This window comes from Streptomyces sp. DSM 40868 (assembly GCF_011820545.1).
GTDB classification, from domain to species: Bacteria; Actinomycetota; Actinomycetes; order Streptomycetales; family Streptomycetaceae; genus Streptomyces; species Streptomyces eurythermus.
On sequence record NZ_CP050504.1, the window covers coordinates 688,156 to 711,476 of the forward strand.

General features: G+C 73.4%; 27 protein-coding genes. 16 read left to right on the forward strand and 11 right to left on the reverse strand.

What is annotated here, in order from left to right:
- The first annotated feature begins 14 nt into the window (after positions 1-14).
- Positions 15-254, forward strand: coding sequence for a hypothetical protein (locus HB370_RS03115; protein ID WP_063766402.1), 240 nt, complete (start codon positions 15-17; stop codon positions 252-254).
- A gap of 15 nt (positions 255-269) precedes the next feature.
- Here HB370_RS03115 and HB370_RS03120 read toward each other — a convergent pair whose 3' ends face one another.
- Positions 270-494 carry a hypothetical protein gene (locus HB370_RS03120; RefSeq protein WP_030776269.1) on the reverse strand — a complete coding sequence of 75 codons (225 nt, stop codon included), beginning with the start codon at positions 492-494 and terminating at the stop codon, positions 270-272.
- Between the two features lie 351 nt (positions 495-845).
- Here HB370_RS03120 and gap point away from each other — a divergent pair, with 351 nt between their 5' ends.
- Entirely contained in the window at positions 846-1,844 is a 999-nt protein-coding gene (gap, locus tag HB370_RS03125) for a type I glyceraldehyde-3-phosphate dehydrogenase (RefSeq protein WP_030776266.1), read from the forward strand.
- 72 nt (positions 1,845-1,916) lie between these two features.
- On the opposite strand, the gene HB370_RS03130 is transcribed toward gap, so the two are convergent.
- Positions 1,917-2,615 carry a tectonin domain-containing protein gene (locus HB370_RS03130; RefSeq protein WP_167512936.1) on the reverse strand — a complete coding sequence of 233 codons (699 nt, stop codon included), beginning with the start codon at positions 2,613-2,615 and terminating at the stop codon, positions 1,917-1,919.
- Positions 2,616-2,874: 259 nt separating this feature from the next.
- Between HB370_RS03130 and HB370_RS03135 the strand changes: the two genes are divergently transcribed.
- Complete coding sequence (locus tag HB370_RS03135; RefSeq protein ID WP_030776264.1) at positions 2,875-3,645, forward strand: MBL fold metallo-hydrolase; 771 nt, start codon at positions 2,875-2,877, stop codon at positions 3,643-3,645.
- Positions 3,646-3,739: 94 nt separating this feature from the next.
- Here HB370_RS03135 and HB370_RS03140 read toward each other — a convergent pair whose 3' ends face one another.
- Together HB370_RS03140 and HB370_RS03145 are read right to left on the reverse strand one after the other, a co-directional pair.
- Entirely contained in the window at positions 3,740-4,267 is a 528-nt protein-coding gene (locus HB370_RS03140) for a DinB family protein (protein ID WP_030776261.1), read from the reverse strand.
- Positions 4,268-4,365: 98 nt separating this feature from the next.
- Entirely contained in the window at positions 4,366-5,016 is a 651-nt protein-coding gene (locus HB370_RS03145; protein WP_030776258.1) for a CatB-related O-acetyltransferase, read from the reverse strand.
- 327 nt (positions 5,017-5,343) lie between these two features.
- Between HB370_RS03145 and HB370_RS03150 the strand changes: the two genes are divergently transcribed.
- The 7 genes from HB370_RS03150 (at position 5,344) to HB370_RS03180 (ending at position 13,294) form a co-directional block, all read left to right on the forward strand.
- Complete coding sequence (locus tag HB370_RS03150; RefSeq protein ID WP_030776255.1) at positions 5,344-6,306, forward strand: thiopeptide-type bacteriocin biosynthesis protein; 963 nt, start codon at positions 5,344-5,346, stop codon at positions 6,304-6,306.
- 2 nt (positions 6,307-6,308) lie between these two features.
- Complete coding sequence (locus tag HB370_RS03155; RefSeq protein WP_078637310.1) at positions 6,309-9,092, forward strand: lantibiotic dehydratase; 2,784 nt, start codon at positions 6,309-6,311, stop codon at positions 9,090-9,092.
- 17 nt (positions 9,093-9,109) lie between these two features.
- Positions 9,110-9,265 (forward strand): hypothetical protein, encoded by a 156-nt coding sequence (locus HB370_RS03160; protein ID WP_167345722.1) that lies wholly within the window; start codon positions 9,110-9,112, stop codon positions 9,263-9,265.
- Between the two features lie 65 nt (positions 9,266-9,330).
- On the forward strand, positions 9,331-10,518 hold the full coding sequence (locus HB370_RS03165; RefSeq protein WP_030776249.1) for a lanthionine synthetase LanC family protein: 1,188 nt from the start codon (positions 9,331-9,333) through the stop codon (positions 10,516-10,518).
- 225 nt (positions 10,519-10,743) lie between these two features.
- On the forward strand, positions 10,744-11,382 hold the full coding sequence (locus HB370_RS03170; RefSeq protein ID WP_208974371.1) for a histidine phosphatase family protein: 639 nt from the start codon (positions 10,744-10,746) through the stop codon (positions 11,380-11,382).
- A gap of 161 nt (positions 11,383-11,543) precedes the next feature.
- Positions 11,544-12,197, forward strand: coding sequence for a response regulator transcription factor (locus tag HB370_RS03175; protein ID WP_030776243.1), 654 nt, complete (start codon positions 11,544-11,546; stop codon positions 12,195-12,197).
- Entirely contained in the window at positions 12,194-13,294 is a 1,101-nt protein-coding gene (locus tag HB370_RS03180; protein WP_030776240.1) for a histidine kinase, read from the forward strand. Before HB370_RS03175 ends, HB370_RS03180 begins: the two co-directional genes overlap by 4 nt.
- A 19-nt stretch (positions 13,295-13,313) precedes the next feature.
- Here the strand turns inward: HB370_RS03180 and HB370_RS03185 are convergent, their stop codons facing one another.
- On the reverse strand, positions 13,314-14,321 hold the full coding sequence (locus HB370_RS03185; RefSeq protein ID WP_030776237.1) for a 2-hydroxyacid dehydrogenase: 1,008 nt from the start codon (positions 14,319-14,321) through the stop codon (positions 13,314-13,316).
- A 65-nt stretch (positions 14,322-14,386) separates the two neighbouring features.
- Positions 14,387-14,773 carry a VOC family protein gene (locus tag HB370_RS03190; RefSeq protein ID WP_030776234.1) on the reverse strand — a complete coding sequence of 129 codons (387 nt, stop codon included), beginning with the start codon at positions 14,771-14,773 and terminating at the stop codon, positions 14,387-14,389.
- Positions 14,774-15,058: 285 nt separating this feature from the next.
- Between HB370_RS03190 and HB370_RS03195 the strand changes: the two genes are divergently transcribed.
- The 4 genes from HB370_RS03195 to HB370_RS03210 all read left to right on the forward strand — a co-directional run bounded on the left by HB370_RS03195 (position 15,059) and on the right by HB370_RS03210 (position 17,262).
- The gene (locus tag HB370_RS03195; protein WP_030776232.1) at positions 15,059-15,325 is read left to right on the forward strand and encodes a hypothetical protein; all 267 of its coding nucleotides are present in this window, start codon (positions 15,059-15,061) and stop codon (positions 15,323-15,325) included.
- Positions 15,326-15,440: 115 nt separating this feature from the next.
- On the forward strand, positions 15,441-16,073 hold the full coding sequence (locus HB370_RS03200; RefSeq protein WP_030776226.1) for a DinB family protein: 633 nt from the start codon (positions 15,441-15,443) through the stop codon (positions 16,071-16,073).
- Positions 16,074-16,217: 144 nt separating this feature from the next.
- A complete protein-coding gene (locus HB370_RS03205) occupies positions 16,218-16,676 on the forward strand; it encodes a cyclic nucleotide-binding domain-containing protein (RefSeq protein WP_030776224.1) in 459 nt (152 codons plus the stop codon).
- A 133-nt stretch (positions 16,677-16,809) separates the two neighbouring features.
- Positions 16,810-17,262, forward strand: coding sequence for a universal stress protein (locus HB370_RS03210; RefSeq protein WP_030776223.1), 453 nt, complete (start codon positions 16,810-16,812; stop codon positions 17,260-17,262).
- Positions 17,263-17,292: 30 nt separating this feature from the next.
- On the opposite strand, the gene HB370_RS03215 is transcribed toward HB370_RS03210, so the two are convergent.
- Positions 17,293-17,961, reverse strand: a complete 669-nt coding sequence (locus tag HB370_RS03215; RefSeq protein ID WP_030776221.1) for a pyridoxamine 5'-phosphate oxidase family protein — start codon at positions 17,959-17,961, stop codon at positions 17,293-17,295.
- Positions 17,962-18,154: 193 nt separating this feature from the next.
- On the reverse strand, positions 18,155-19,879 hold the full coding sequence (locus HB370_RS03220) for a GAF domain-containing sensor histidine kinase (protein WP_030776218.1): 1,725 nt from the start codon (positions 19,877-19,879) through the stop codon (positions 18,155-18,157).
- Between the two features lie 178 nt (positions 19,880-20,057).
- On the opposite strand from HB370_RS03220, the gene HB370_RS03225 reads away from it, so the two are divergent.
- A complete protein-coding gene (locus HB370_RS03225; RefSeq protein WP_030776215.1) occupies positions 20,058-20,468 on the forward strand; it encodes a pyridoxamine 5'-phosphate oxidase family protein in 411 nt (136 codons plus the stop codon).
- Positions 20,469-20,504: 36 nt separating this feature from the next.
- Here the strand turns inward: HB370_RS03225 and HB370_RS03230 are convergent, their stop codons facing one another.
- The 3 genes from HB370_RS03230 to HB370_RS03240 form a co-directional block, all read right to left on the reverse strand.
- Positions 20,505-21,203: a response regulator transcription factor gene (locus tag HB370_RS03230; RefSeq protein ID WP_030776212.1), complete on the reverse strand. Its 699-nt coding sequence runs from the start codon at positions 21,201-21,203 to the stop codon at positions 20,505-20,507.
- A 97-nt stretch (positions 21,204-21,300) separates the two neighbouring features.
- On the reverse strand, positions 21,301-22,149 hold the full coding sequence (locus tag HB370_RS03235; protein WP_030776208.1) for an NAD(P)H-binding protein: 849 nt from the start codon (positions 22,147-22,149) through the stop codon (positions 21,301-21,303).
- Positions 22,146-22,586 (reverse strand): nuclear transport factor 2 family protein, encoded by a 441-nt coding sequence (locus HB370_RS03240; RefSeq protein WP_030776206.1) that lies wholly within the window; start codon positions 22,584-22,586, stop codon positions 22,146-22,148. Before HB370_RS03240 ends, HB370_RS03235 begins: the two co-directional genes overlap by 4 nt.
- 90 nt (positions 22,587-22,676) lie before the next feature.
- On the opposite strand from HB370_RS03240, the gene HB370_RS03245 reads away from it, so the two are divergent.
- Positions 22,677-23,261: a TetR/AcrR family transcriptional regulator gene (locus tag HB370_RS03245; RefSeq protein WP_030776204.1), complete on the forward strand. Its 585-nt coding sequence runs from the start codon at positions 22,677-22,679 to the stop codon at positions 23,259-23,261.
- Positions 23,262-23,321: the final 60 nt, after the last annotated feature.

Below are 23,321 nucleotides of genomic sequence, written 5' to 3' on the forward strand. Positions count from 1 at the left end.
CGCCCTGCGACATCGTGTTCCGGGCGACCGTCCGCGCCGACCGCCTCCGTTTCGTGGAGGAACCGCGGACAGCGGTCCGCTTCCCCGGCACCGGGAAGCGGACATCGACGTCCCGCAGCGAGCGCACGAACGTTCCCGGCGAAGTCGTAGCCGGGAAGCAGTACCGGGACGCCCTGATCGTCTACCGCCTCGCGACCCGGCTCACCGGGCAGCCGGAAGACGGCCGGGACGCCGAGGACGGTGCGGGCGCGTGAACGCACGGCCGGGCGTCACGTCTTGACGCGGCGCAACTCGATGTTCCGGTTGACGAAGAGGTGCACATACCCGCAGTGCCAGCAGATCAGCCCCGTCGCGGTCTCGTCCGCCCAGGCCAGTTTCATGAATTCCATGCTGGTGCTGTTGAGCTTCACGCCTCGCTCGCGGAAGAGCTCTCCCCGGCAGACCTGACAGGTGATCCGCATGTCGCCCAGCCAGGCGTGCACCGCCTTCGCCATATCCGCCCTCCCTGTACGTTCGCGCCCGGAGCAGGGCGGTGTGACGCAAACACCGTGCCGTACGCGGCTGTTCGGTGCCGGGATGAACAACACCACACTTCCGGCCGGGATTGGCGGCAATTGAGCGAGATCTGAGGAAATGCGCCGAACGTGCCGCGCAACTCGATGTCCCGGTTGGCGAAAAGGTACGCGAACCGTCCACCGTCCGCGCGCCGACAATCCGAGGGGCCGGGAAGGGCGGACACGGCCGGCCCACCGCCTGGCGCGATCCTTGCGAACCATGGCGCTCGCGCCGTCGGCATGGGCGGACTCGGCGATCCAAGATGGTGGCGAACGGAAAGGAGAGCACTCATGACCCGCATAGCCATCAACGGATTCGGCCGCATCGGACGCAACGTGCTGCGCGCGCTGCTCGAACGCGACACCGCTCTGGAGGTCGTCGCCGTCAACGACCTCACGGAGCCCGCCGTCCTGGCGCGGCTGCTCGCCTACGACACGACGGCCGGCCGGCTGGGCCGGCCGGTGAGCGCCGACGGGGACACGCTCGTCGTCGACGGCCGGCGCATCAAGGTGCTGGCCGAGCGGGAGCCGGCGCGGTTGCCGTGGGCCGAACTCGGGGTGGACATCGTCCTGGAGTCGACCGGCCGCTTCACCTCGGCCAAGGCGGCCAGCGCGCACCTGGACGCGGGCGCGAGGAAGGTGCTCGTCAGCGCCCCGTCGGACGGTGCCGACGTCACGCTCGCGTACGGGGTCAACACCGAGGCGTACGACGCTGCCCTGCACACGATCGTCTCGAACGCCTCGTGCACGACGAACGCGCTGGCGCCGCTGGCCTCGGTGCTGGACGAACTCGCGGGCATCGAGCACGGTTTCATGACGACGGTGCACGCCTACACCCAGGAGCAGAACCTCCAGGACGGCCCGCACCGCGACGCCCGCCGTGCGCGTGCCGCCGCCGTGAACATCGTGCCGACCACCACGGGTGCCGCCAAGGCGATCGGACTGGTGCTGCCGAATCTGGACGGCAAGCTGTCGGGTGACTCGATCCGGGTGCCGGTTCCGGTGGGTTCGATCGTGGAGCTGAACACCACCGTCAGCCGGGAGGTGTCGCGGGACGAGGTGCTGGAGGCCTACCGCGCGGCCGCCGAGGGGCCGCTCGCCGGCATCCTCGAATACTCGGAGGACCCGCTCGTGTCGTCCGACATCACGGGCAATCCGGCCTCGTCCATCTTCGACTCGGCCCTCACCCGTGTGGACGGCCGCCATGTCAAGGTGGTCGCCTGGTACGACAACGAGTGGGGCTTCTCGAACCGCGTGCTCGACACGCTCGATCTGCTCGCCGCGCGCTGACCCCGCCGCGAGGACCGTACGCGTGCGGCGCCCCGGACTCCCCGTGCGGGGCCGGGGCGCCGCCGTGCCCGGTCAGCCGGGCAGGTCACCGGTGTAACGGTAGATGTTCCCGGCGGAGTTGACTCCCCACACGGTGCCGTCCGCGCCCGCCCCGATGTCGGACAGCCCACCGAGGATCTGCACCCACGGACTCGCGTCGTTGTTGGTGTAGTGGTAGATGTTCCCGGCCGAGTTCACACCCCACACCGTGGTGCGGGAGCCGGAGGCGATCGCCTTCAGTCCGCCGCTGATCTGCTTCCAGTGGCCGGACTCCTGGTCGCCGGTGTAACGGTAGATGTTCCCCGCCGAGTTGACTCCCCACACCGTGCCGTCCGCACCCGCCCCGATGTCCGACAGCCCACCGGGGATCTGCACCCACGGACTCGCGTCGTTGTTCGTGTAGCGGTAGATGTTCCCCGCCGAGTTCACACCCCACACGTTCGTACGCGAACCCACCGCGATCCGCGTCAACCCACCGCTGATCTGCTTCCAGTGGCCGGACTCCTGGTCGCCGGTGTAACGATAGATGTTCCCGGCGGAGTTGACCCCCCACACCGTGCCGTCCGCACCCGCCCCGATGTCCGACAGCCCACCGGGGATCTGCACCCACGGACTCGCGTCGTTGTTCGTGTAGCGGTAGATGTTCCCCGCCGAGTTCACACCCCACACGTTCGTACGCGAACCCACCGCGATCCGCGTCAACCCACCGCTGATCTGCTTCCAGTCGGCCATGCCGCCGACTCCCTTCGCTCGGGAAGCGCTGCCCCCGCATGCTGTCCGAGTGGAACGGTTCACCATGTAAAGCGAATTAAAGAATGATCTGCCTTGTTGTCTCGAAGGGTACGTTTACCGCCGCGATCGCCGCCCCCGACTGGCCCGTGGCCGCACCCCGGCACATCGAAGTGACGCGAACCGGCGTCATCCGTACGGGTGATACGAAGGCAAGACAATTGACACTCCCGTAAGATCATCCGCTCTATAGACTCTGCGAATGACCAGCGCTCCTCTCCGGCTCACCGTCCTGGGCTCCGCGACGCCCCACGCCACCGTCGACAATCCGTGCTCCGGCTACCTGGTGTCGCATGGCGCCACCCGCGTCTGGGTGGACGCGGGCAGCGGGACGCTGGCGCAGTTGCAGCGGTATGTCCGGCTCGACGAGGTGGACGCGATCTGGATCTCGCACCTGCACGCCGATCACAGCGCGGACCTGCTCACCACGTACTACGCGGTGCTGTTCGCGAACGTCCGGTTCGACGCGCCCATCCCCCTGTACGGGCCGCCGGGCATCACCGACCGGCTGGCCCACTTCCTGACCAACACCTCGACGCGCAGCCCCGTCGAATCCGCCTTCGCCATCCGCGAGTTGCATGACGGGCATCAGGCGAGCGTCGGCGGTCTCACGCTGACCACCCGGGCGGTGGAACACGGCATCCCGGCCTTCGCCCTGCGCATCGAGGTCGAGGGCCGGTCGCTGGTGTACTCCGGGGACACCGCTCCGTGCGCGAACCTCACACGACTGGCCGAGGGATGCGACGCGCTGCTGTGCGAGGCCGAGAGCAGCCGGGCCCCGGCCGACGGCCCGCAGGTACACCACACCCCCGAGGACACCGGCGACACGGCGGGGGCGGCCGGGGCGCGCCGGTTGCTGGTCACGCACGTCGGCCCGACCCTCACCCCGGCCGAAGCGGTACGCCGCGCCTCGACCCGATTCCACGGCCCCGTCGACTACGCCGCCCCCGGCACCACCTTCTCGATCGCTTAGGCACGCCTGCCGCGTCCGATGGACCGGGGCGTGAGGGCGAGCCGGCAGACGCGGCCGGGCACTCGCGCGGTCCGTCCCGCGCCGCGCACACGTCTCACGCGCCGGTGACTCCGTCGATCCGCTCTCGAATGAGATCCGCGTGACCGTTGTGACGCGCGTACTCCTCGATCATGTGCACCAGGATCCAGCGCAGGGAGACTCCCCGGTCACCGACGTGACCGGCCTCCTTCTCCGGCAGCCGGCCGAAGTCGTCCAGCGCGGCTCCGGCGATCACCGCACGCCCCCGGGCGACCTCCCCCCGCCAGACGGCCATCACCTCGTCGAGTCCTCGTCCCGGGTCGAGGGCGAAGCCGTCCGGGTTGCCTTCCCCGAAGACCCGCGGCACGTCCCGACCGGCGAACACCCGCTGGAACCAGTTGCGTTCCACCTCGGCCATGTGCTGCACGAGACCGAGCAGCGTCATCGGCGACGGAGGCACCGCGGCAAGGCGTAATCGTTCGTCCGTCAGACCGGAACACTTCAGCGCGAGCGTCGCGCGGTGAAAGTCCAGCCACGCTCCCAGCATGGCGCGCTCGTCGGCGTGCGCGGGCGGCACGGGCCGTCCATCGGGCGTCGTCTTCATGTGCCCACCCTGGCAGTGGTCACCAAGGCCCACGACCGTCTTCGCCGACGACGAACACGCCCGGCGTCCGGCCTCCGGCTCGGTCGGCGGGGGTGTCCTTACGCCCGCGCGTCGCCCGGAGCGGCGGCCTCCAGGTCGGTGATGGTGCCCGACATGATCGTGCGCACGTGCTCGGTGATGTGCTCCGCGGGCCAGTCCCACCAGGCCACCGCCAGCAGCCGGGCGATCTCCTCGTCGGAGTAGCGGGTGCGGATGAGGCGGGCCGGGTTGCCGCCGACGATGCCGTAGTCGGGTACGTCGGCGGTGACCACGGCACCGGAGCCGATGATCGCGCCGTGTCCGATCCGTACGCCCGGCATCACCGTCGTACCGTGGCCGAACCAGACGTCGTTGCCGACGACGGTGTCTCCCCGGTTCGGCAGGCCGGTGAGCAGGTCGAAATGGTCGGCCCAGGAGCCGCCCATGGTGGGGAACGGAAAGGTGGAAGGGCCGTCCATACGGTGGTTGGCACCGTTCATGATGAACCGCACCCCCGTCCCCAGCGCACAGAATTTACCGATGATCAGCTTTTCCGGTCCGTAGTGGTAGAGCACGTTGCGGGTCTCGAACGCGGTGGGGTCGTCCGGGTCGTCGTAGTACGAGTACTCCCCGACCTCGATCAGCGGGGACTTCACCAGCGGCTTGAGCAGCACCACGCGAGGCTGTTCGGGCATGGGGTGCAGGACGGTCGGATCGGCGGGAACGGGCATGGCGGATCCCTCGGTGGTTGCGAAGCGGCGACAAACCGGTCCATGATCGCGTCGGTGCGCCGTCCCCGCCCACTTGTTTTCGGCCCCGTCGTCGTCCCAGCTCACGGCAGTGGCCGAGGGACTCGTGCGACGCCGGCGGCCCGGTGTGTCCGGCGGACGTCACCGGCGGCGCCGGTGTGACACGAGCGCGTCGGACGCGCCGTCACCGCGCGTGACATACCTCCCGCGCACTCCTGTTGATCATATGACCAATTCGCTTCCGCGCTTCGGAACACATGCGACGTGGACATCACAGGAGTGGATTGCCCTTCCCGGTGAGGAGGTCGCATGGTGCGGGTCGAGCGGTTACTGGCCGACTGCCTGGACGACGTACGTGCCGAGCCCCTGGGCACCGTCCCCCTCACGGCGGAGGACCCCGGATACGCGGCGGCCCGACGGACGTTTCTGACGGCCGGGCTCGAAGCCCTGCGCGCCCACGCCCCCGAGGCCGGCTGGATCCAGCTCAACCTGGCCGTCACGCCGCCACCGTACGGCCGACTCGCCACGGCGGCCCGTGAGTTGCTCGGCACCGGACAGGCCCGCGACTTCTTCTTCATGCACAAACCCCCGGGGCTGCGCGTACGGTTCCTCGCGGCGGATCCGTCCCGGGCACCCGAACTGCGCGCCGACCTGCTGCGCCGGCTGACGCCGGAGCGGACCGGGGAGGCCGGGACGCCGCCCGTGACCGGTGTGTACGAGCCGGAGACCTATCTCTTCGGCGGACCGCGCTCCATGCCCTGGGTGCACGAGCTGTTCACCGCGGACTCCCGGGCCTGGCTGGACGTGCACACCGCCGTGGCCGGCGATCCGGCTCCGGTCGGCTGGCGGGTGTCCCTGGCCTTGCTGCGCGCCGTGTTCGACGGGCTGGGCATCGTCGGCTGGGAGCACCGGGGGGTCTGGCAGGTGGTACGGGAGGAGACCGGCCGACGGCTGCCGGGCGGCCTCGGCGAGCCGGACCTGCGCCGGGCCGCCGCCGGGATCCGCGCCTACTGGGAGCAGGGTCCCGAGGACCGGCTCCAGGCCCTGCCGAAGGCCTGGCGGGACGTCCTCGGCGAGCATCTGGCGGCGGTGGGGCGGGCCGCGGAGCGCTGGCACGGCCACTACTTCGCCTCCGGTGAGGCCACGGTCGGTCCGCGCCGGGCCGCCGCCCACCACGTGATCTTCCACTGGAACCGGGGCGCGCTCTCCACCGCACGCCAGTGCCTGCTCACCGAGGCACTCGCCGCCGACGGCCGGGAGGAGGCGGACTGAGCATGGAACACGTACCGGAACAAGCGGCCCAGCCAGCCGACAGTCAGGACAGGCAGGACAGGCACGCGAGCCACGACACGACACGCGGAACCACGGCCGAGCCCACGCCCAGCACGGCACCCGGCACCACGGCCGACCCCACGCCCGTACCGGCACAAGCCACCGAACCGGCCGACACGCGCGACACCCTGCTCGGGGCCACGGCGCTGCTGCGGCTGGGCGGCATGCCCGGCGCCGCCTGGACGGCCGGCGCCGCCGAGCACCTCTTCGAGGGCGCCGCCCGGCACGCCGACACCGCCGAGCGGCTCGCCGCGCAGGCCCGGGCGCTGGCCGACCGGCTGGGTGCCGAGGTCGTACCGCACCCTTCGCTGGCGTCCGCCGACCGGGGCGCCGTACTCGCGCTGCGGCGGCGGCTGCACTCGGGTACGGCACCGGGGGCGCCGGACTGCCTGCTGCTGGAGCGCTCGTCCGCCGTGCCCGCCGACCTCGCCGGGCAGGCCCGCGCCCTGCTGCGCGGCGCCGAGGCGGCGGAGGCGGCACTGACCCGGCTGCGGCAGGAGGTCACGGCCGAGCAGCAGCGGGTCGCCGAGCAGGCGTGGCGTACGGCGTGCTCCAGCCCCGTGATGCGCGCGTTCCTGGACAGCGCCGCTCCCGCACTCGCCGACGACATCGAACGGCGGCTCGCCGACGGCCAGTCGTGGTCCGGCAAGCAGTTGCGCAAACGTGCCGCCTATCTGTGGCGCATCGTGGGCCGGGCCGCGGTGAAGACGACACCGCGCGGCTGGGCCGGCCAGATCGCCGCGCTCCCGGTGACCGACGGCCCGGACGACGGCTGCCCGCCGCTGCTCGCGCCCGGTACCCCCCTCGGTGCCCTCGCCGCGATCGCCGTGGAGAACGTGCACCTCCTGCGGGCCGGCTCCGCCCCCGCGGATCTGCGCACCGCCGACCCCGCGACCCTGCTCGCGCCGACGCCCCTGCACTTCGCCGAACCGTCCGCCCCCGCTCCCGGCGACCCGCCCGGGCAGGTGCGCTGTTACGTCGTGGACCCGCGTGAACCCGGGCGGCTCCGGCAGATCGTGCTGCGCCGCACCCGCGTGCTGGAAAGCGTCCTGGCCCTGCTCGCCGACGGGCCGCGCACGCTCGGCGAACTGGACCGCGTGCTGCCGTCGCTGAGCGCCCCGCCCGGCCGGCCGGCCGTGGCCCCCGCGGTACTGCGCGGGTTCCTCCAGCACCTGCACGGGCTGGGCGTCGTACAGATCTGCCGGGCGCCCCGGCAGCACTGCTCCGGCTGGGTGCCGGCCGAGACGGTCGGCGCCACCGGCGCGCTGCCGCCGACGCCCGCGGGGGGCGGGGCGGACGCCTGGTTCCTCGACTCCTACCGCAGGCTCGGCGCCGACGCCGCCGTGCCCGCGGCAGCCGCCGCACGCGTCCGGCGCGGGCTGCGGATCGCGGCCCGGCTCGCCGCACTCCGGGAGGCCGACCGGCCGGCGGAGCCGCCGGAGCGACAGCCCTGGTTCGCCGGGCTCACCGAACAGGCGCGCCCCATCAGCGAGATCCTCGCCGACCGGCTGAGCGCGGACGAACCGCCGCCCGTCCGCCGCTACACGGGCTGGCACCCCGCCCACGACCCCGCCGGCGGCTACGCCCGGCTGCTGGCCCACCTGGACGCCGCCGCCCGCTCCGGCACGGCCTGCGTGGACGTGGACGACGCGCTGCTGGACGAGCTGGGCGCACCGCCCGGCGGTGCCACGCTGCCGCCCTGGCCGGTCGACTGTCTGCTGCGCCCGCTGCCCCCCTGCGCCGACGGCGGCCCGGTGGCCGTGCTGGAGACCGCCTCGTCCGCCGGGGTGCTCGACGCCCGGTTCGCCGACGGACTGCGCACCCTGCACGGCGGCTACGGCAACAGCGACGCCTACCGCGCGTTCCTCGCCGCCGTCGAGGAACGCACCGGGGTCCGCTTCGTCGACCTGCTCGTGCCGCCGCTCGCCGAGCGGTCCGCCAACGCCGTGCGCCGTCCGGTGACGACCCGCTGGTGGACCGGCGACCCGGACCCCACGCCCTACTACGGTTCGCCCGGCGGGCACGCGCGCTACCTCCCGCTGGACCGCATCAGCCTGCGGCGCGCCCACGGCCGGATCGTCGCCGAGGCGGACGGGCGGCGCGTCGTCCCCGTGTACCAGGCCACCCGCTCCCCCGCCCCGCCCTACGACACCCTCGTACGGCTGCTGCTCGCGGCGAGCCATCCGGCGGCCTCCTATCTGGTGCGGCTGGACGCGCTGGACGCGGCGCTGCCCGACCGGGCCCGGCTGCCCCGGCTCACCGCGGGCGGCGACCTCGTCCTCGCCCCGGCGACCTGGCGCGTCGACCGCGGCAAGCTGTGGGAGCCCGGTGACGACCTGCTCACCAAGGTCCGGTCCCTCGCCCTGCTGCGCCGGTCCGCCGGGCTGCCCCGGCACGCGTTCGTGCGCACCGCCCCCGGCGCGAAGCCGGTCCCGGTGGACCTCGCCTCGCTGACGGCCCTCCAGCTGATCGAGCGGCTGTGCGCCCGGGAGGCGGGCACCGCGCTGCTGGTGGAGGAGATGCTGCCGGCCCCCGAAGACCTGCTGTTGCACGACCCGCTGCACGGCGGCGCGAGCGTCGCCGCGCAGCTCCTGCTCCGGCTCCCCCACGACCGATGCGCCGGCCGGCTCGCCGAGGCCGCCGCCGACGCCTTGGTCCACGGTGGCCGGCACGACGTCCCCGGCCCGCCCGCCAGGCGGCCCGCCGGGGCGGCCAACACCCGATGAGTGAAAGGGGAAGTCCCATGCCCGCACACGAAATCACCGAACTCGACACCCTGATCAGCGACCTCGAGGAGCGGATCACCGACGAGGACCTGCCGACGGCATCCGTGTACACCCAGGGATGCAGCGGCCTGTGCACGATCGTCATCTGTGCCACGGTCGTCATCTGTGGATGACGCTCCCAGGAGCCGCCCGCCCGTGCGGGCGGCTCCGCCCTGTCCGCGACGACGTTTGGAGGACGATGCCGCACGACACGGCCGTACCGGCCGCCCCGCCGGACGAGGACGTCCACGGGCTCGCCGTCCGCTACCTGCTGGAGTGGGCCGAGGCGCCCGAGCGGGGCGGACACCGCTGCGACCCCGGTATCCCGGTGCTGGCCCACCTGGTCGCGGACGACGAGGCGGCGCCCGCCGCCGTGGCCGTGTGGTCCCGCACGGCCGGCCGCGGGCCGTCCCACCCCGCCCTGTACGACGGGGGCCTGGCCGGCACGCTCGTCGGCCTGCGCCTGGGCGCCCGGGTGCACCCCGGGCTGGGGGCCGCGGCGGACCGGCTCGGCGCCCACCTCGCCGGGCGCCCGCCCGGGTACCGCACCCGCGAGGTCGCGTTTCCCGACTACGACCTGATCTCCGGCCCCTCGGGCCTGCTGCTCGCGCTGTGCGCGACGGAACCGGAGCTGCCCGTGCCGCGACCGCTCGCCGCGCATCTGGCGCTGCTGTGCGACGAGGAGGAGCTGGGGCGGCTGCGCGCGGGCCAGTACCCGGACCACCCGCTGCTGGGCTGGATGCAGGGCCGCGTCAACACCGGTATGGGGCACGGTGTCGCCGGGCTCGTCACCGCGCTCACCGCGGCACTGCGCCGCACCGGGCCGGACACGGATCTGGCCGGCGACCTCGCCGGGGCGCTCGGCCGGGCCACCCGCTGGCTGGTCCGCCAGGCGTACGACGACGAGCGGGGCATCCGCACCTGGCCCGGCGCCGGACTCGCCGAGCCGCCCTCCCCCGAGGCCAACCCCCGCCAGGCGTGGTGTTACGGCACGCCGGGGGTCGCCTGGGCCCTGTGGGACGCCGCCGACGCCCTCGGGGACGGGGCCGCCGCCGACTGGGCCGCGACCGCCTTCACCACGCTCGCCGAGCACTACGACGAGACGTTCCACCTCTTCGGCGACGCCCCCGGCGACCGGCTCGGGCTGTGCCACGGGGCCGCGGGCGTGCTGGCGGTCGCCGACGCCTTCGACCGCCACGCCCGGCTGCCGGCGGCGAGCGCGCTGAAGGACCGGCTCGTCGGCCATCTGACGGCCCGGCTGGCCGTCCGGCCGCTCGCCGAGTGGCCCGCGGACCTCCTCACCGGCCTGCCGGGGGCGCTGGCCGCGCTGCTGACCGCCGCCCATGGGGCACCACGCGGCTGGCTGCCCTGCCTGGGGCTGCGCTGACGTGGGCGGCACGGGGCCGCCGCCCCGCGCTCCCCGGCCGGCGCTCCGTCTCTTCGCGGCGAGGTCCCGCCACCCGGCGGGGGTGGTCCGGCCACCTGCCGGATGGTTCCACCGGTGCTGCTGCCTGGAGTGTGGTGACTGGCGAGCACCCCCTGCTCGACGGGCACCCCCTGCTCACCGGGCCGGTGAGGTGCCGCTCCGTGCGGAGAAGGAGGCGGATGGCGGATGGTGACCGTGCGACTGACGATGCTGTGCGCGACCGCCACACCGGGCGGCCCGGACCGGGTCCTCGAGAACGAGAGCATGGTCAGCGCCGTGCGGGCGGCCCTGCCGCCGTACGCGCGGGCCCTGCGGGCGCCCTCGGCCCGCTGCGCGCGGATCGCCGGGGCGCTGGCGGTCGAGGCCACGCCGGAGGAGACCCTGCGGGACCTTGACTACGGCGCGTGGGGCGGCCGTCCGCTGCGGGACGTCGCGGCCGAGGACCCGCACGGCCTGTCCGCGTGGCTGACGGACCCCGAGGCCGCACCGCACGGCGGCGAGTCGGTCGCCCGGCTCTGCGACCGTACGGCGGCCTGGCTGACGGCGCTGCCCGGCGGCCCGGGCCTGCTTGCGATCACCGAGGCCGCGGTGATCCGGGCCGCGCTGGTCCATGCCCTGACCGTGCCCGCCCGCGCGTTCTGGCAGCTGCGGGTGCCGCCGCTGTCGACGGTGACGCTGACGCTGCGCAACGGCCACTGGACGGCCCGGCTCACACCGCCCTCGGCACCGCGGCGGCTGCCGCCGACGGCCGGGGAGAGCGCCCCCGTCACCGTACTGACCCTGCCCGCCGGCCGGGATCGGCTCTGCCTCGCCGGACGGCCGTGACCTGACCCACCGCGCGGCCACCGTGCCAGGACACCGGGCGGCAGCCCCGTACCGGTACGGCACCAGGCCCGCGAAGACGACCGGGACGCCCCCCCGGCGGCGCGGTCGCGCCCGGCGTGGTACGAATCGGACACAGTACTCCCACACAGGCTGGAGCACACGTGATCCGGGTACTGGTGGTCGACGACGAAGCCCTGATCCGCACGGGCTTCCAGCGCATTCTGGACGCGGCCGACGGCATCGAGGTCGTGGGGGCGGTCTCCGGCGGTCAGGCCCTGCGGGTGGTACGGGAGACGCGTCCGGATGTGGTCCTGCTGGACATCCGCATGCCGGACGTGGACGGGCTGACCGTGCTGAGCGACATCCGGCGGCTGCCGGAGCCTCCGGTGGTGGCCATGCTGACCACGTTCGACATGGACGAGTACGTGGAGACGGCGCTGCGCTCGGGCGCCGCCGGCTTCCTGCTGAAGGACACCGATCCCGAGGCGCTGCCGCCGGCGGTGCAGAGCCTGGCCCGCGGTGGCACGGTGCTGTCGCCCAAGGTCACGCGCACGGTGGTGGACGGCTATCTGAACGCGGGAGCGCAGGAGCGCCCGCCGAAGGCTCTGGAGCGGCTGACCGAGCGTGAGCGCGAGGTGCTCGTGCTGATCGCCGAGGGCCTGTCGAACACCGACATCGCGGCCCGGATGCACCTGAGCACCGGCACCGTGAAGGACCATGTCAGCGCGATCCTGACCAAGCTGGAGGTCAGCGGCCGGGTCCAGGCCGCCCTCCTCGCCCAGCGGGCCGGGCTCCTCGCGGAGGGCACGGGATGACCCGCCGGCCGTCCCCGCTGCTCGTGGACGGCGTGGCCGTGGCCATGGCGCTCCTCGACGTGTGGGCGCACTGGGACATCGACGAGCCGGTGCGGATGGCCTGCGCGCTGGCCGCCGCGGTCGCCCTGCTGCTGCGCCGGCCGCAACCGCTGCTCACCTTCCTGCTCACGCTGCCCGCGGTCCTGCTGTCCGACTCGGTGTTCGCCTGCCTGGCCGCGCTGTACACGCTCGCCTCGCTCAGCCGTCCCCGGGCGCTGCTGGTGGTGTGCGCCCTGGCGTTCGCGGTCAGCGACACGACGTCGCTGCCGTCGCCGCAGCTGGATCTGACGCGTACCCCGACACTGATCGCACTCGGTTACAGCTCCGCCACGGCGGCGGCGGCCGTCTTCCTGGGGCAGCTGGTGCGGACCCGTCGCGATCTGTCGCTGAGGCTGGCGGAGATCTCGGAGGCGCGTGACCATCAGCAGTTGCTGACCGCCCAGGCCGTCCTCGCCAAGGAGCGCGCGCAGCTGGCACGGGAGATGCACGATGTCGTCTCCCACCAGGTCAGTCTGATCGCCGTACGTGCCGGAGCGCTGCAAGTGGGTGCGGGCGACCCGGACACCAGACAGGCCGCGGCGACGATCCGGCGGCTGAGCGTGCAGACCCTGGACGAACTGCGCCACATGGTCGGTGTCCTGCGGGCCTCCAGCGGCCACCCCACGGAGCTCACCCCGCAGCCGGCGCTCAGCGACATCCGGCGGCTGGCCGACAACTGCGGCATCAGGACCGAGTTGCGCATGGCCCTGCCCGAAGGTCTTCCGCCGACCGTCCAGCGCGCGGTCTACCGCACGGTCCAGGAGGCGCTGACCAACACCCGCAAACACGCTCCGGGGGCGACCGCGCACATCGATCTGAGCCATGCCGACGGAGCCGTCCGGGTCCGGGTCACCAACACGGCGCCGACCCAGCCGCCGCTGCCCCTGCCCGGGGCGCACCACGGTCTGCTGGGTCTGCGCCAGCGTGCCGAACTCCTCGGCGGCACCATGACATCGGGCCCCACCAGTGACGGCGGCTATGAGCTGTGTGTCGTGCTGCCGGCCCAGGACACGAGGTGAGCGCACGCGTCGGAGGGGTTCATGTCGCGGCGACGAGAGTGTCGTCACCGCTGCGGCCGGCCAGGTAGTCCTCGATGTTGGACACGGTGGTGCGGACGATCTGGCCGACGGCGTCCTCGGTGAAGTACGCCTGGTGCGAGGTCAGCAGGACATTGCCGAAGGTCATCAGCCGGGCCAGGCGTTCGTCGGTCATCACCTCCAGCGACTTGTCGAGGAAGAAGACACCGGCCTCCTCCTCGTACACGTCGAGGCCGACGCCGGTCAGCCGTCCGGCGCGCAGGGTCGCCAGCAGGGCGTCGGTGTCCACCAGGCCGCCGCGGCTGGAGTTGACCAGGATGGCGTCGTCCTTCATGAGGCCCAGGGTGCCGGCGTCGACGAGGTGATGGGTCTCCGGGAGCAGCGGCACGTGCAGGCTGACCAGGTCGGCCTCGGCGAAGAGCCGCTCGCGTGGGACGTACTCCATGCCGAGGGCGACGCAGTCGGGGTTCTCCGTGATGTCCCAGCCCAGCAGCCGCATCCCGAATCCGTGGGCGATGGCGGCGAACGCGGACCCGATCTTCCCGGTGCCCACCACACCGGCCGTCCGGCCGCGCAGGTCGCGGCCCATCAGGCCGTCGAGCCGGAAGTCGAACTCGCGGGTGCGGTGCGCGGCGCGGACGATCCGGCGGTTGACCGCCAGGGCCAGGGTCCAGGCGAACTCGGCCACCGAGTACGGCGAGTAGGACGAGACGCGGGCGACCGTGACGCCGAGTTCCCGGGCGGCGGTGAGGTCGATGTTGTTGTAGCCGGTGGACCGTTGGGCGATCATCCGGGTGCCGCCCGCGGCCAGGGTGCGCAGCACGCCGGCGTCCAGGGTGTCGTTGACGCTGCTGAGCACGATCTCGTGGCCGGCGGCCGTCGGGACGGTGTCCCGGTCCAGGAACAGCCGCAGGCAGCGCAGCTCGTGCCGCCCGGCGAACGCCTTGTCGAACGCGGCCCTGAGCAGAGGTTCCTCGTCGGAGAGAACCCCGTACGCGACGATCTCCACGTGCTCTCCTCCCGTCGGATCACCCTGCGGTGGTCCGCCCTGCCGGGCCCGGCGCCCCGGGGCGCTCATGTGGTGTGGACGAGCTGGATCAGGTTCCCGCAGGTGTCGTCCAGGACGGCGGTGGTGACCGTGCCCGTCTCCAGCGGCTCCTGGGTGAACCGCACGCCCAGCCGGCGCAGCCGGTCGAACTCGGCCCGTACGTCGTCCACGGCGAACGAGGCGGCCGGGATGCCGTCCTGGACCAGCGCGGTCTTGTACGGCCGCACCGCCGGATGGCCGGAGGGCTCCAGCAGCAGTTCGGTGCCGTGGGGGTCTTCCGGCGAGACCACGGTCAGCCAGCGGTCCTCGCCCAGCGGAACGTCGTGTTTCTTCACGAAGCCCAGCACCTCGGTGTAGAAGCGCAGGGCCTTGTCCTGGTCGTCGACGAAGACGTTGGTCAGGTGGATTTTCATGGGGTTCTCTCCGGTGGGACGGTGGGAGGACGTGGCCTTGGGCCCATCGTCCGCCATGGACGCGGGTCACGCAGGGGCATGCCGTGCGCGTCCTCGTCCCTCCGAGCGCGGACGGCGGGCCGTGCGGCCCGCCCCCGTCCGCGCTCCCCGCGCGCCGGTTCTCCGCCCTTCGCGCCCCGCTCCTCGCCGCATCACCGTGAACACGCATGGGCACTCTCCCCACTGGATCAACTACGCAACGTGACCATCCTGGGTCACGCCGGCTCGAAAGGAACCGTGGTTCCCATGCGTCTCGCTGCTGCCCTCAGCGGTCTCGTTCTCGCTCTCGGCGGCGCCGTCGCCGCCGCCCCGGCCGCCCACGCATCCCCGCAGTCCTGCTTCTACACGGTGCTGGAGCAGCACCCCCAAGCCAACCCCGAGGTGGTCGAACGGGCCTGTCTCACCGGAGCCGCGGGCACCGAGGAGGCCATCCGGTCCTGTTACGCCCAGTTGCGGCGGGAGTACGTCCCCGCGGTGATCGCCTTCGAGGCATGTCGGCGCGCCCCGCAGTAGGTGCGGCAGGGGGGACGTCACCTGGTGGGGCCGCGCGGAAAACCGGGCGCGGCTCCGGCCGCGGCTGTGCCAGTCTGGCGGACCGTACCGAACCGGTCCGACACAGGAGCCCGCCATGACGGTGCCGTCCCGCCTGCTGCCACTGCTGGAGCAGTTCGACTTCGCGTACCGGCGTCTCGCCGACCGTATGACAGGGCCCGTCGTGGACAGCGGCGACGGGGCGGACACCCCGGTCGGTCCGTTGACGGACGACGAGTACTTCTGGGAGCCGGTGCCGGGCTGCTGGTCGGTACGGCGGCGTGAGGACGGGCCGGGGCCGCGCGCCACGTCCCTGGCGGGCGCGGGTGACTGGGGGCGCGACGCCGCCGCCTACCCGCACCCCTGGCCGCCGCCCTTCACCACCATCGCGTGGCGCCTGAGCCACCTCGGCGAGATGCTGACCCTGCGCGCCGACCACACCGTCGGCGGCCGGCGGCTCACCCGGGACGACTACCGGGTCAGCGGGGACGCGGCGACCGCGACAGCCGCCTTCGGCAGCGGCGCCGATGCCTGGCGGAAAGCACTGCTCAGCGCCGACGACACCGCGCTCGACACGGTCGGGTACTGCGCCTATCCGCACGGCAGCGATCCCGAAGAGCCGTTCCTCGACGTCGTGTGGTGGGTCAACCAGGAGCTGCTGCACCACGGGGCCGAGATCGCCCTGCTGCGCGACCTCTACCAGGCCCGCGCCCGGACCGACGGCCGCTGAGGACCGCCCGCAGGAGAGCGCGCCGTGGTCCGCAGGGGTGTGCACGGGGGCCGAAGGGCCCTGGCGGGCGGGCCGGCCGGCCCGTGGTGGTGGGGGCGGAAGCGGCCCAGGCTGGGGGCAGACCACACGAAGGGAGCCGGTGTGATGACCTCCGCCACCACCATGAACGCGGCACTCCCCGCCGAGCACCGCGCACGGCTGATGCGGACCGCCAGTGAGGTGTCCTTCGACGCCGGGACCCGGCTGTTCGAGGAGGGCCGGCGTGCCGACCGGCTGTGGATCGTCCGCACCGGCACGGTCGCCCTCGACCTCCGCGTGCCCGGCCGGCGTCCCGCCGTCGTCGCCTCCCTGGGGCACGGCGAGCTGGTCGGCTGGTCCTGGTACCACCCGCCGTACCTCTGGCACCTGGGCGCCGAGGCGATCAGTCCGGTGCGCGCGTGGGAGTTCGACGGCGGGACGGTCCGGGCCATGTGCGCCGAGGACCCGGAGTTCGGCCGGGCGATCGCGGGCTGGGTGGGCCGGGTGCTCGTCGAGCGGCTGCTCGCCTGCCGCGTCCGGCTGCTCGACCTGTACGCCCCCTACGGCAGCGGAAGCCTGGTCTGACCCCGCGGCGCCGGGAGGAGAGTACTCACTCACCGTCCTCGCCCCACGCGGCCGGGGTGACTTCCCGGCTGGCACAGTTCCGTCGTCCCGGGCAGCGTGGAGAGTACCGACAACGACTGCTGGTGAGGTGGCCATGCAACCCCCTGAACCGAAGGCCCGCGTGGTCGCGGGCGTGGACGGCTCCCCGACGTCGTACGCGGCGCTGCGCTGGGCGGCGCGGTACGCGGAGATGGTCGGCGGTTTCGTGGAGGCCGTGTGCGCCTGGGACACCCCGTCGGCCATCGGCTGGACGGGGCCCGCGATCGACCCCGAGTTCGACCTGGAGCAGGCGCAGGAGCGGTTCGCGGAGGAATTGCGCGCGGTCTTCCCGGACAAGCGGCCCCCCGGTATGCGCGAGATCCTGGTGGAGGGCGACCCCTCGGACGTGCTGATCGCGGCCTCGGAGGGGGCGGAGATCCTCGTCGTGGGCCGCCGGGGGCGGGGCGGCTTCGCCCGCGCGATCCTGGGCTCGGTGAGCCTGCGCTGCGCCCAGCACGCGGCCTGCCCGGTCGTCGTCGTCCGGGAGGACCAGGAGCGGCCCCGCTGATCCGGGCTGATCCGGACCGGGGGCCGTCGGCTACCAGGTGTCGATGCGGCGGCCGGTCAGCGCGCTCATCACGATCCGCACCCACACGTCGCGTTCCCCGCCGGCCCAGGGCGCGCTGTAGGCACGCTCGGAGAGACGGCGTACGGCGTCGGGGTCGGTCACCTGTTCGGCGGTGCCGTGCGCGACGACACTCCACCCCTGGCTGAGCGCGTCGTCCACGCGGTCGACCTCGAAGGCCACCTCCCGGTCGAGCCCCTGGAGGGAGACCGTCCCGGCCTGCGTCCTGAAGACGATGGCGTCGTCGATGACGCTGTAGTTGACCGGGACGACGACCGGGGCGGCCTCGGTGGACACCGCGATCCTGCCCACACCGTGCGTCGACAGCAACCGGCGGCAGTCCTCCTCGCCCAGCTCGGTGAAGCGGGGTGCCCGGGCGGCCTGCCCGAGGCCGGCCGGCAGGTCGACGTGTCCGCCGCCGAGTTCCGTGACACTGGTGCGCAGGGCCCCGGCGAGCCGCAGCAGCGTACCGGCTTCCGGTGCGGCGGTGCTGTGCTTCTCCAGGTGTTCGATGTAGGCCGGGGCCATGGCCGCGCGGAACGCCAGTTCCTCCACGGTGAGGCCCAGTTCCCTGCGGCGCTGTTCGATGCGGCGCCCGAGGTCGCCCTGCGGCAGCCGTCCCGGTGGTCTCTCTTCGGCCATGGTTCCTCATTCCTCGGGCTGCGGACCGTCGCCCCGTACGTCCACCATGACCGATGCCGGCGGGCCGGGCCCGGCCAAACGGCCTCCGGCCCCGGCGGGCTACGGCCGTTCGGGCCCCGCGCTGCTCCGCTCGGGCGACCCCGGACGGCGGCCGCCGTCCGGCACCGGGCACCGGTCGCACACGGCCGGGGCGCTACTCCCGCAGGGGCGCGTGCCAGACCAGCCGGGTTCCCCCGCCCTCCGGGCAGCCGAGTTCCAGGTTCCCGCCGAGGCTCCGGGCGCGTTCCGCCATGTTGCGCAGGCCGCTGCGACGGCCGTCGGGCGGGATGCCGACGCCGTTGTCGGTGACCGTGAGCCGTACCTCGGTGCCGTCGGTCTCCAGGGCCACGTCGGCACGGTCGGCGTGGGCGTGCCGGGCGATGTTGGCGAGGGACTCGGACAGGACGGCCACGACGTGGTCGGCGGTCTCCCTGGGCACATGGGTGTCGAGCAGGCCCTCCATCCGGACGCTGGGCGCGAATCCCAGCACCGGTGTCGCCTCGCCGGCCACGCGTACCGCGCGGGCGCGCAGCCCGGGTGTCTCGTCGCGGTCGTCGGCGCGCAGGCCGAAGATGGCCGACCTGATGATCTTGATGGTCTCGTCGAGGTCGTCCACGGCCCGCCGCACCCGCTCGGCGGCCTGGGGGTGCTGGATGAACCGGTCCGCGCTCTGCAGCGTCATGCCCGTCGCGAACAGTCGCTGGATGGCCAGGTCGTGCAGGTCCCGGGCGATCCGGTCACGGTCCTCCAGCAGTGCGATCTGCTCGGCGTCCCGGCGGCGCTCGGCGAGTTCCATGGCGACGGCGGCCTGCGCAGCGAATCCCCGCAGCAGTTCCGTCTCCTTGTCGGAGAAGTCCCCCGCGCCCGTCTCGCGGGCCAGCAGGACCACGCCCCGGACCCGGTCCTCCCGGCCGATCGGGACGGCGACGGCCGGCCCCAGTCCGGCGAACCGTGGCGGACCCGCCGTGACCCGCTCGTCGCGTGCCACGTCCGGGCTGGTCACGGGGGCGCCCAGGGCGAAGGCCCGGCCGGTGAGGGTGCCCTCCACGGGCAGCACGAGGCCGCGGTGGGCGTCGGCCTGCCGGCCGATGGCCAGCTCCACCGCGAGCGCGTCGGCGTCCTGGACGGGGGTCGCCACGGCGGCGAGCGCCGAGCCGCTGATGTCCCGCGCCCGCTCGGCGATCAGCGCCAGCGCCTCGGGCTGGTCCGCGCCGGACATCAGGCTGCTGCTGACCTCCGCGGTGGCCGCGAGCCAGCGCTCCCGCAGCCGGGACTCCTCGTACAGCCGGGCGTTGTCGATCGCCACGCCCGCCGCCACGGCCAGCGCGGACACCAGCGACTCGTCGTCCTCGTCGAACCGCAGCCCGCCGCGCTTCTCGGTGAGGTAGAGGTTGCCGAAGACGCGGTCGCGGGCGCGGATGGGTACGCCGAGGAAGGTGTTCATCGGCGGGTGGTTGGGCGGGAAGCCGTAGGACGCCGGGTGCTCGGAGAGTTTGTCGAGCCGCAGCGGCTCCGGGTGGCGGATCAGTTCGCCGAGGATGCCGTGGCCCTCCGGGTAGGGGCCGATGCGGGCGATGTCCGCCGCGTCGACGCCGTAGGTGATGAACGCCGAGAGCCGTGTGCCGCCGGTGCCGATCACGCCGAGCGCCGCGTACTCGGCTTCGGCCAGGACCGCCGCCGCCTCCACGATGCCGCGCAGCACCTGCTCCAGGTCCAGCTCGCGGCCGACGGAGACCACGGCCTCCAGCAGGGTGTGCACCTTGTTCTGGGTGCCGCGGGCGGCGTCCAGGCGGGCCTGCAACTCCTCCAGCAGCTCGTCCAGTCTCAGCTGCGGCAGCCGTACGACGTGTGCCGCGCCAGTGCCCTCGGAGCCCTCCACCGCCGTTCCTCCCGAACTCTCGCCCCGCGCGGCCGCCTCGTCCGGGATCACCGTAGCGGCCGGGGCCGGGCGGGTGTCGCACGGGGTCGGGCGGTACGCCGGCGGCAGCGGTTTCCGGACGCGCGGGCAGGGCCTATCGGCCCTACCCCTTGCGGTCGCCCGCGTCCACGATGGCCTGGTGCTTCATGACGTCGACTTCCACGCGCTCGGCAGACAGGCCTGCCTGCGCCTGCTGGGCCGGGTGCGGGTCGGCCGGATCGTGTACACCAGGCGGGCGCTGCCGGCCGTGCTGCCGGTCAACTTCCGTCTGGACGCGGACTCCTCGGTTGTACTGCGGACGTCGGCGGACTCGGACCTGGTGCGCGCGGTCGACGGTGCCGTGGTCGCCTTCGAGGCCGACGAGTTCGACGCGGCGGCCCGCAGCGGCTGGAGTGTGGTCGTCACCGGCCGGGCCGACCTGGTGACGGACCCGGCCGAGCGGGAACGCCTCGCGCGGTGCGGCCCGGACTCCTGGATGCCCCTGCGGGACGGGGTGTTCGTACGCATCGCGCCGGACTTGGTCACCGGCCGCCGGCTGTCGGGGATGTGACCGGCCGGGCACCGCCCGGGGCCGCGAGCCGTCGGCCTATGACCGGTGGCCGTCGGCGCGCGGGCGGCTCCGGACCTGGGTGGCGATGACGGCCGCCTGGACACGGCGTTCGACCCCGAGCTTGGCGAGCAGGCGCGAGATGTGGTTCTTCACCGTCTTCTCGGCCAGGAACAGCCTCCGGCCGATCTGCCGGTTGGTGAGCCCCTCCCCGATGAGGTCCAGGATCTCCCGCTCCCGCTCGGTCAGTCCGGGCAGGGCGTCCGGCCCGGCCTCCTCCTCCCGCCCGTCCCGCAGTCTGCTCAGGAGCCGGGTGGTGGCACTGGGGTCCAGCAGCGACTGCCCGCCGGCCACCGTGCGCACGGCGGAGACCAGGGCCGAGCCCCGGATCTGCTTGAGGACGTACCCGGACGCGCCCGCCATGATCGAGTCCAGCAGCGCCTCCTCGTCGTCGAACGAGGTCAGCATCAGGCAGGCCAGCTCCGGCAGGTGCGAGCGCAGTTCCCGGCAGACGGTCACCCCGTCGCCGTCCGGCAGCCGGACATCGAGGACGGCCACGTCGGGGCGCAGGGCGGGGACGCGCGCCAGGGCCTGTGCGACGGTGGACGCCTCGCCGGCCACCGTGATGTCCGGCTCGTCGTCCAGCAGGTCGCGCACACCGCGCCGGACCACCTCGTGGTCGTCGAGGAGGAAGACCCGGATCGGGTTGCCGGGTCCGGTCTGCGCGCGCTCCGCCATGGTAACTCCCTGTCACATACGTGGTTCTCCTCGCCGATCCTGGTCCCTTCCGGGACCGGGGAACAGGGCCGTCCGGCCCTTTCGCGCGCGTCCCCGCTCATCCTCCCGGGGTCAGCTCGCGTTCCGCGACCTCCCGGAAGCTGTGCGGCGGGCGACCGGTGAGGCGCTGGACGGTGTCCGTGGTGCGGTCCTCGGCGCCCTCGGCGATGGCACGGTCCATGCCGGCCAGCATCTCGGCGAATTCCCTGGGCAGTTGTCCGGCCAGCCGGTCCCGCATCTCCTCGTACGTCAGCGGCCGGTGGGTCACGGGACGGCCGGTGACCTCGGTGACGATGGCGGCGATGTCGTCGTAGCCGAGCGCCTGCGGGCCGGTGAGGACGAGGTCGGTGTCGGGTGCGCGGTCGTCGGTCAGGGCGTGGACGGCGACGGCGGCGATGTCGTCGGCGTCGACGAACCCGACCCGGCCGCTCCCGGCGGCGGTGTGGATCACTCCGTGCTCACGGATGCTCCGGGCGTGCATGTGGGCGCCGGTGAAGTTCTGCATGAACCAGGAGGGGCGCAGTACGGCCCACTGGTCGAACAGCTCGGGCAGGGCCCGGTGCACGGCCCCCACGCCCCGTCCGCCCGCGGGGATGGCCGAGGAGCTGAGCAGCACGGCGCGGCGCACGCCGGCGGCCCCGGCCCGCCGGAGGAAGGGCAGCATGACCTCGGCCGGGTCCGGGTCGCCCAGGGGTGGGACGAGGTAGACGCGGTCGGCTCCGTCGAGGGCGCCGTCGAAGGTGCCGGGGTCGTACCAGTCGAAGCGGACCGGCTGCGCGCCCGGCACCGGGGTGGCCCGGCGGCCGGCGGCCCGCACGCGGTGTCCGGCGGCGGTCAGCCGCGCGGCGGTCCGGCCGCCGGTGGTGCCGGTGGCGCCGATGACCAGGATGGTGCCGGAGGCCGTCATCGGGCGTCACCCCGGTTGAAGTCGAGACCGGGTGCCTGGACGGCGAGGGGGTTCCAGTAGTCCCGGTAGGAGGTGAACCGGCCGTCCCGGACGGAGACGACGGCGATGTAGGTCATGTCGTAGGGGTCGCCGCTCTCCACGATCCGCCCCACGCCGCGCATCTCGACGACGATGGTGTCCGGCTCGGTGGTCTGGTGGATCCGCACCTCGGGGAAGTCGTGCAGGTCGATGTGGTCGGGGTAGTGGCGCATGTAGGCCGCGATGGCGTCGCGGCCGGTCAGCCGGGCGGGCCGGCCGGGCGGGGCGAAGGGGAACTCCATCACGCCGTCCTCGGCCCACAGCCCGATCCAGCCGGGAATGTCCTTGTCCAGGAGCAGGCGCAGGCTGTGGCGGTACAGATCGGCCGGGGAGGCGGTGGCATGGGTGGTCACGGGCATGGTTGTCTCCGTTCCAGTACGATACGGACCGTCGGTCCGCTTCACTGAAGATACGGACCGCCGGTCCGGATTGCAACAGAGGAGGGGCCCATGGCCGACCGCAGACCGCGCAAGGACGCCGCCCGCAACCGCGCGGCCGTCCTCGCCGCCGCCGACACGCTGTTCGCCCGGTGCGAGCACCCGGACGACGTCACCATGGCCGACATCGCGGCGGCGGCCGGCGTCGGCAAGGGGACGCTCTTCCGCGCCTTCGGCGACCGCACCGGGCTGCTCCGGGCACTGTACGAGGCACGGCTCGAACCGGTCCGCGCGAGCGTGGAGGAGGGCCCGCCGCCGCTCGGCCCCGGGAGCCCGCCACGCCGGCGGGTGCTCGCCCTGCTCGACGCCGTGCTGTGCTTCAAGCTCGACAACCGCCACCTCGCGCTGGCCCTGGAACAGACCGGGGACGCCAGCCCGTACCGCACGGACCACTACGCGCGATGGCACGCCCTGCTGAAGGAACTGCTGGAGCGGGTGCCGGGCGGCGCCGACGCCGATTTCACCGCCCACGCCCTGCTCGCCGCCACCCGGGCCGACCTGGTCGCCCACCTGGCCGACGGAAGCGGCCTGTCCCGCGAGGAGATGCGGTCACGGCTGGCGGAGTTCGCGGCCCGGACGCTGGGCGCCGAGGACTGACTCGACCGGAGGGGCGACGGTTCACAGGGAACTGACGGTCACGGGGAGGGTGCCGGTCAC